The sequence below is a fragment of the Paenibacillus maysiensis genome (assembly GCF_000520815.1).
Lineage (GTDB): Bacteria > Bacillota > Bacilli > Paenibacillales > Paenibacillaceae > Paenibacillus > Paenibacillus maysiensis.
Map to the genome: position 1 here is coordinate 1 of NZ_ASRY01000150.1, position 363 is coordinate 363.

Consider the following 363-nt stretch of genomic DNA (forward strand, 5'->3'; position numbering starts at 1 on the left):
AACACTGAAGCTAACTATTGCATACGTTTTTCTATTTGTCTTAAACTCGGAGATGCCAGAAAATAAAAACATGAGGCTGAGAAAAAGCTGTGTAAATAAGGATACGAGTCGGTTATTACCAGGATAAGCAAGTGATAAAAAGGATGTGATAACAACGGCAGCAGCACACGCAAATTTAAGAATTAGAAATATATTCATTCTTTTGAGCATAGGTCAGTTCCCCTCTCTATACTGATTAGTATTTAATGAACCCCATTATACAATATTATACAACTATTTGATTCGGGAAGGTAAGCAATATAGCTTTCAAGAAGTTGTTGCTGAGTCGGCAAGGTCAGAGGTATCATGTGCTGACTAAACCGA

Annotated in this window: 1 protein-coding gene; it reads right to left on the reverse strand. The window is 36.4% G+C overall.

Annotation, left to right across the window (positions count from 1 at the left end; translation table 11 throughout):
• Window positions 1–210 (reverse strand): DUF3953 domain-containing protein (locus tag L696_RS0109415; RefSeq protein WP_025683420.1); only part of this gene is annotated, 210 nt, incomplete at its 3' end.
• Window positions 211–363 lie beyond the last annotated feature (153 nt).